The sequence below is a fragment of the Pseudomonas sp. NPDC087803 genome, assembly GCF_044742995.1.
In the GTDB taxonomy this organism is placed as follows: Bacteria; Pseudomonadota; Gammaproteobacteria; order Pseudomonadales; family Pseudomonadaceae; genus Aquipseudomonas.
In genome coordinates, this window is record NZ_JBIUVO010000113.1 from 1 (window position 1) to 7,109 (window position 7,109).

The following is a 7,109-nucleotide window of genomic DNA, read 5'->3' on the forward strand; positions in this document are numbered from 1 at the left end:
TGGCCCAACTCTGGTTGTGGCTACATAACTCTGTCACGAGCAGGCTACCGCCCGGTTGCAGCAGGCCGGCCATGTGCTTGAGCGCTTCGGCCGGCGCGGCGAAATGGTGCAACACCATGTTCAGTACCACGCAATCGGCCTGAAGGCTGGTGCCATTCAATGCATCGGCCAATTGCAGGCTGACGTTAGCCAGCCGTTCACGTTCACATACCTGACGCGCCAGTTCGAGCATCGCCGGGCTGTTGTCCAGCGCGGTTACGGTGCCGAAGCGACGGGCCAGTTCCGGCAGAAAAGCACCATCGCCGGGGCCGACTTCAATGGCCGTGGCAGCACCATTGAAGTTCAGTTTGTCGAGCAGGGCCAGCACGCTGTCGCGGTACTGCGGCAGGCCTGCGATCAAGTCTTGCTGGGCGCGGAATTTCTCCGCGACCCGGGCGAAAAAGTCCTGGCTGGCGGCTTCACGCTGTCCATGGACCTGCGTGATGCGTGCCTGCACGTCGTCCGGCAGCGCCAGGTTGTCGACTTCTTCTAACAATGCGGCGTGCAGCTTGCCACCCAGCAATTCGGTGTGGGGCAGGGCGCGGCGATAGAAAATCGCGTTGCCTTCGCGGCGCGTCGCCACCAGATCGGCCTGGGCCAGCACCTTGAGGTGGTGGCTCATGCCGGACTGACCGATACCGAAAATCTGCGCCAGCTCCAGTACGCCGAACGAGTCGTTGGCCAGCGCGCGCAATACATTCAGGCGCAGCGGGTCGCCACCGGCCTTGCACAGGGCCGCCAGCTCGTCGCAATCGTCATGGCGAATGGAAGGCACGCGTAAGTTCATGGGGCAGCAGTCTAGTGACGGCGGGAAATCGCTGCAAGGTCAATATCAAAAAGTTTTGATATTGCTCGATAGATGGCACTTCTCACTGGCTGGTTAACTCTACAAACCAACAGCGGAAAGGTTTCACCAACAGAATCCACTGTTAACCACGGGAAAAACGCCTCCGTATGACTATCTGTCATTGCCCCGAGGCGCTCCGGTGAGGGAAAATGCCCTCCTTTTTTCCGTTTCAATTATTCACACCCAGGAGATCAGCGATGCCTAGCCGTCGTGAGCGTGCCAACGCCATTCGTGCCCTCAGCATGGATGCCGTGCAAAAAGCCAACAGCGGCCATCCCGGTGCCCCCATGGGTATGGCAGATATCGCCGAAGTGCTTTGGCGCGACTACCTCAAGCACAACCCGAGCAACCCGTCGTTCGCCGACCGTGACCGCTTCGTGCTGTCCAACGGCCACGGCTCGATGTTGATCTACTCGCTGCTGCACCTGACCGGTTACGACCTGTCGATCGACGACCTCAAGCAGTTCCGTCAACTGCACAGCCGCACCCCGGGTCACCCGGAGTTCGGTTACACCCCGGGCGTCGAGACCACCACCGGCCCGCTGGGTCAGGGCCTGGCCAACGCCGTGGGCTTCGCGCTGGCGGAAAAAGTCCTGGGCGCGCAGTTCAATCGTCCTGGCCACAACATCGTTGATCACCACACCTACGTATTCCTGGGTGATGGCTGCATGATGGAAGGCATTTCCCATGAAGTCGCTTCCCTGGCCGGTACCCTGGGCCTGGGCAAGCTGATCGCCTTCTACGATGACAACGGCATCTCCATCGACGGCGAAGTCGAAGGCTGGTTCACCGATGACACCCCGAAGCGTTTCGAATCCTACAACTGGCAGGTGATCCGCAACGTCGACGGTCACGATCCTGAAGAGATCAAGACCGCCATCGAAACCGCGCGCAAGAGCCCGCTGCCGACCCTGATCTGCTGCAAGACCACCATCGGTTTCGGTTCGCCGAACAAGCAGGGCAAGGAAGATTGCCACGGCGCCCCGCTGGGTGACGCGGAAATCGCTCTGACCCGTCAGGCGCTGAACTGGAACTACGGCCCGTTCGAAATCCCGGCCGACATCTATGCCGAGTGGGATGCCAAAGAAAAAGGTCACGCCGCCGAAGCCGAGTGGGATCAGCGTTTCGCTGCCTACTCCGCGGCGTTCCCGACCGAAGCCAACGAGCTGATCCGTCGTCTGAGCGGCGAACTGCCGGCAGACTTCGCTGAAAAAGCCTCGGCTTACATCGCTGAAGTGGCTGCCAAAGGCGAAACCATCGCCAGCCGTAAAGCCAGCCAGAACACCCTGAACGCGTTCGGCCCACTGCTGCCGGAACTGCTCGGCGGTTCGGCTGACCTGGCCGGTTCCAACCTGACCCTGTGGAAAGGTTGCAAAGGTGTCAGCGCTGAAGATGCCAGCGGCAACTACATGTACTACGGCGTGCGCGAATTCGGCATGACCGCGATCATGAACGGCGTGTCCCTGCACGGCGGCCTGGTGCCTTACGGCGCGACCTTCCTGATGTTCATGGAATACGCGCGTAACGCGGTACGCATGTCGGCGCTGATGAAGAAGCGTGTGATTCACGTCTACACCCACGACTCCATCGGTCTGGGCGAAGACGGCCCGACGCACCAGCCGGTCGAGCAACTGACCAGCCTGCGCACCACGCCGAACCTCGACACCTGGCGTCCAGCCGACGCCGTGGAATCGGCGGTGGCCTGGAAAAACGCGCTGGAGCGTAAGGACGGTCCTTCGGCGCTGATCTTCTCGCGTCAGAACCTGCAGCACCAGGAACGCGATGCCGGCCAGATCGCCGACATCAGCCGCGGTGGCTATGTACTGAAGGACTGCGCAGGCGAGCCTGAGCTGATCCTGATCTCCACCGGTTCGGAAGTCGGTCTGGCCGTTCAGGCCTACGACAAACTGACCGAGCAGGGCCGCAAAGTGCGCGTGGTTTCCATGCCTTGCACCAGCGTGTTCGACGCTCAGGACGCTGGCTACAAGCAATCGGTTCTGCCGTTGCAGGTCAGCGCCCGTATCGCGATCGAAGCGGCTCACGCCGACTTCTGGTTCAAGTACGTGGGTCTGGAAGGTCGCGTGATCGGCATGACCACCTACGGCGAATCGGCTCCGGCTTCGGCACTGTTCGAAGAATTCGGCTTCACCCTGGAAAACATCTTGGGTCAGGCTGAAGAGCTGCTGGAAGACTAAAACATAGCGCGGTGGCCCAGGTCGCCGCGTTCCCTGTAGGAGCTGCCGAAGGCTGCGATCTTTTGATCTTGATCTTAAACAACAGGATCAAAAGATCGCTGCCTTCGGCAGCTCCTACATGGGGTTGTGTTGTTAGCGAATACTATCGAGAACCCCATGCCTCAACCGCGTCCCTACAAAGTTGCACTCAACGGCTACGGCCGGATTGGTCGTTGCGTCTTGCGTGCGTTGTTCGAGCGTGGCGACAAGGCAGGGTTTGAAATTGTCGCGATCAACGATCTGGCGGACATGGCCAGCATCGAATACCTGACACGCTTCGACTCCACCCACGGCCGCTTTCCCGGCGAAGTGCGAGTAGAAGGCGATTGTCTGCATATTAATGGCGACTGCGTGAAGGTCCTGCGCAGTGCCACCCCCGAAGGCATCGACTGGGCGGCGCTGGGCGTCGACCTGGTACTCGAATGCTCCGGCGCTTACCACACCCGTGAAGATGGCCAGCGATTCCTCGCCGCCGGCGCGCCGCGGGTATTGTTCTCGCAACCGATGGCCAGCGAGGCGGATGTCGACGCCACCATCGTCTACGGCGTCAATCAGGATTGCCTGACCGGCGCCGAACTGCTGGTGTCCAACGCCTCCTGCACCACCAACTGCGGTGTGCCGCTGTTGCGGCTGCTGGACAAGGCGATTGGTCTGGATTACGTGTCGATCACCACCATCCACTCGGCGATGAACGATCAGCCGGTGATCGACGCCTATCACCACGAAGACCTGCGCCGCACCCGTTCGGCGTTCCAGTCGGTGATCCCGGTGTCCACCGGTCTGGCGCGTGGCATCGAGCGCCTGCTGCCGGAACTTGCCGGGCGAATTCAGGCCAAAGCCGTACGCGTGCCGACGGTCAACGTGTCCTGCCTCGACATCACGATGCAGACCGCCACCGCGACCGACGCGAACGAGGTCAACCGGATCCTGCGCGAAGCCGCCACCAACGGCCCGCTCAAGGGCCTGCTGGCCTACACCGAGCTGCCGCACGCCAGTTGTGATTTCAACCATGACCCACATTCGGCCATCGTCGATGCCAGCCAGACCCGTGTTTCCGGCCCCAAGCTGGTGAACATCCTGGCCTGGTTCGATAACGAATGGGGTTTTGCCAACCGAATGCTGGACGTTGCAGACCACTATCTGCAAACAGCGATTTCAAAAAAACCTGCTCTCTAAGAACAGCTACTCAGGAAGTGCGACCCATGACCGTGTTGAAGATGTCCGACCTCGATCTGCAAGGTAAGCGCGTATTGATCCGCGAAGACCTCAACGTCCCAGTCAAGGACGGTGTTGTCACCAGCGATGCGCGTATCCTGGCTTCGCTGCCGACCATCAAGCTGGCCCTGGAAAAAGGCGCGGCGCTGATGGTGTGTTCGCACCTGGGCCGTCCGACCGAAGGCGAGTTCTCCGCCGAGAACAGCCTCAAGCCAGTCGCCGACTACCTGAGCAAGGCCCTGGGTCGCGAAGTGCCGCTGGTGGCCGATTACCTGGGCGGCGTTGACGTCAAGGCCGGCGACATCGTGCTGTTCGAAAACGTACGCTTCAACAAGGGCGAGAAAAAGAACGCCGACGACCTGGCCCAGCAATACGCCGCCCTGTGCGACGTGTTCGTGATGGACGCGTTCGGCACCGCGCACCGCGCCGAGGGTTCGACCCACGGCGTGGCCAAGTTCGCCAAAGTCGCCGCTGCCGGCCCGCTGCTGGCCGCTGAGCTGGACGCACTGGGCAAGGCGCTGGGCGCACCGGCCAAGCCAATGGCTGCGATTGTTGCCGGCTCCAAGGTGTCGACCAAACTCGACGTACTCAACAGCCTGAGCCAGATCTGCGATCAACTGATCGTCGGTGGCGGCATCGCCAACACCTTCCTCGCTGCTGCCGGTCACCCGGTCGGCAAGTCGCTGTACGAGCCGGACCTGCTGGACACCGCACGCGCCATCGCCGCCAAGGTCAGCGTGCCGCTGCCGGTGGACGTGGTCGTCGCCAAGGAATTCGCGGAAAGCGCCGAAGCCACCGTCAAGCTGATCGCTGACGTTGCCGCTGACGACATGATTCTGGACATCGGCCCGCAAACCGCGGCCAATTTCGCCGAACTGCTGAAATCGTCGAAAACCATCCTGTGGAACGGCCCGGTCGGCGTGTTCGAGTTCGACCAGTTCGGCAACGGCACCAAAGTGCTGGCCCAGGCCATCGCTGACAGCGCCGCGTTCTCCATTGCCGGCGGTGGCGACACCCTGGCGGCCATTGATAAATATGGCGTGGCCGAGCAGATCTCCTACATTTCCACCGGTGGCGGCGCGTTCCTCGAATTCGTCGAAGGCAAGGTGCTGCCGGCCGTTGAAGTCCTGGAAAGCCGGGCCAAGGCCTGAGGCCGCCCGTTTGGCCAGGCAAAGGAGTGTTCAGATGGTCAAGTCGTTAGCGCTGTTGTTGCTGACCGGTACGCTGGCGGCCTGCGGGAGTAACCCGAAGGCCGAGGCGACGCCCGCGCCCGGTGAGGTGCAGAAAGGCTGCTACCAGGCCGACTGGCAGGCCGAAACCAACCCGGTGCTGAACAAGCGCTCGGGGCCGGACGGCCTGGACAAATACGAGACGCAAACCCCGGCCAAGGAACATGGTTGTCCTTGACCGGTCTGACTCTTTAACTCAGGGCTGGCGGCGTGCGCTGTCAGTCGAGGAACACGGATGAAAGGCTTGATCGCCATTGCGGCGTTGGCATTGTTGGGCGGTTGCGCGCAGATGAACCTGTTTCAGTCGTCCGCACCTGCGGACAGCTGGACCACCTGGACCTGCGACAGCCAGGCCAAAGTGCTGTGGCGTTACGCCGATGCCAGTCAGAAGGAAGTCGATGTCCGACTGGGCGGCGGTGATCAGGTCTATCGCCTGAAAGAAGAGCCGGGCGCCTCGGGCGTGCTGTACAGCGACGGCATGCTGGCGTTTCACGTCAAGGGTGACGAAGGCCTGGTGTACTGGGTCGCCACCAATGACCTGATTGGCCGCGGCTGCAAGGCGCAGTAATTGACACACCGCAGGCCCATTGTAGGAGTGAGCCTGCTCGCGATAGCGGTCTGACAATCGCTGCAGTACTGGCTGCAGGATTGCTATCGCGAGCAGGCTCACTCCTACAAGGGTTCTGTGTAGTTCTTGATAATTTGCTTTATCGAATCACCAGACCGGGCTTCGACCCCCGATCTGCAATCACTTGAATAGCCGCCGCCGCTCCGGCAGGCTGGCACGATTAACGACCCTCAACCGGGAGAGACACACACAATGGCACTTATCAGCATGCGCCAGATGCTGGACCACGCAGCCGAGTTCGGCTACGGCGTTCCAGCCTTCAACGTCAACAACCTTGAGCAGATGCGCGCCATCATGGAAGCCGCTGACAAGACTGACTCCCCGGTGATCGTCCAGGCTTCGGCCGGCGCTCGCAAATACGCCGGCGCGCCATTCCTGCGTCACCTGATCCTGGCGGCGATCGAAGAATTCCCGCACATCCCGGTGTGCATGCACCAGGACCACGGCACCAGCCCTGATGTCTGCCAGCGCTCGATCCAACTGGGCTTCAGCTCGGTGATGATGGACGGCTCCCTCGGCGAAGACGGCAAGACCCCGACCGACTACGAATACAACGTCCGCGTTACCCAACAGACCGTCGCCATGGCTCACGCCTGCGGCGTTTCGGTTGAAGGCGAGTTGGGCTGCCTGGGTTCGCTGGAAACCGGCATGGCCGGTGAAGAAGACGGCATCGGCGCTGAAGGCGTTCTGGATCACAGCCAGATGCTGACCGACCCGGAAGAAGCCGCTGACTTCGTCAAGAAGACCCAGGTCGATGCCCTGGCCATCGCCATCGGCACCAGCCACGGCGCCTACAAGTTCACCAAGCCACCTACCGGCGACGTGCTGGCAATCGACCGCATCAAGGAAATCCACAAGCGCATCCCGAACACCCACCTGGTGATGCACGGTTCCTCGTCGGTGCCACAAGAGTGGCT

7 protein-coding genes are annotated in these 7,109 nt (G+C 61.4%); 6 read left to right on the forward strand and 1 reads right to left on the reverse strand.

Annotation, left to right across the window (positions count from 1 at the left end; genetic code table 11):
- A partial coding sequence (locus ACIOUG_RS26350; RefSeq protein ID WP_401070002.1) for an ArsR/SmtB family transcription factor occupies positions 1-826 on the reverse strand: 826 nt, incomplete at its 3' end.
- Positions 827-1,083: 257 nt separating this feature from the next.
- Here ACIOUG_RS26350 and tkt point away from each other — a divergent pair.
- From tkt to ACIOUG_RS26380, 6 genes are all read left to right on the forward strand, one after another.
- Positions 1,084-3,081, forward strand: coding sequence for a transketolase (gene tkt, locus ACIOUG_RS26355; RefSeq protein WP_401070004.1), 1,998 nt, complete (start codon positions 1,084-1,086; stop codon positions 3,079-3,081).
- 156 nt (positions 3,082-3,237) lie between these two features.
- On the forward strand, positions 3,238-4,296 hold the full coding sequence (gene epd / locus ACIOUG_RS26360) for an erythrose-4-phosphate dehydrogenase (protein WP_401070007.1): 1,059 nt from the start codon (positions 3,238-3,240) through the stop codon (positions 4,294-4,296).
- Between the two features lie 26 nt (positions 4,297-4,322).
- The gene (locus tag ACIOUG_RS26365; RefSeq protein WP_401070010.1) at positions 4,323-5,486 is read left to right on the forward strand and encodes a phosphoglycerate kinase; all 1,164 of its coding nucleotides are present in this window, start codon (positions 4,323-4,325) and stop codon (positions 5,484-5,486) included.
- 34 nt (positions 5,487-5,520) lie between these two features.
- Positions 5,521-5,742, forward strand: a complete 222-nt coding sequence (locus ACIOUG_RS26370) for a hypothetical protein (RefSeq protein WP_401070013.1) — start codon at positions 5,521-5,523, stop codon at positions 5,740-5,742.
- Positions 5,743-5,799: 57 nt separating this feature from the next.
- Positions 5,800-6,132: an MliC family protein gene (locus tag ACIOUG_RS26375; RefSeq protein ID WP_401070016.1), complete on the forward strand. Its 333-nt coding sequence runs from the start codon at positions 5,800-5,802 to the stop codon at positions 6,130-6,132.
- Positions 6,133-6,384: 252 nt separating this feature from the next.
- On the forward strand, positions 6,385-7,109 hold a 725-nt coding region (locus ACIOUG_RS26380; protein WP_401070019.1), incomplete at its 3' end, for a ketose-bisphosphate aldolase.

Excerpts from the sequence above, each read along its gene's own strand:
- ACIOUG_RS26375 (WP_401070016.1), top strand. The coding sequence starts at position 5,800 with ATGAAAGGCTTGATCGCCATTGCGGCGTTGGCATTGTTGGGCGGTTGC.
- ACIOUG_RS26365 (WP_401070010.1), top strand. The coding sequence starts at position 4,323 with ATGACCGTGTTGAAGATGTCCGACCTCGATCTGCAAGGTAAGCGCGTA.
- epd (WP_401070007.1), top strand. The coding sequence starts at position 3,238 with ATGCCTCAACCGCGTCCCTACAAAGTTGCACTCAACGGCTACGGCCGG.
- ACIOUG_RS26370 (WP_401070013.1), top strand. The coding sequence starts at position 5,521 with ATGGTCAAGTCGTTAGCGCTGTTGTTGCTGACCGGTACGCTGGCGGCC.
- tkt (WP_401070004.1), top strand. The coding sequence starts at position 1,084 with ATGCCTAGCCGTCGTGAGCGTGCCAACGCCATTCGTGCCCTCAGCATG.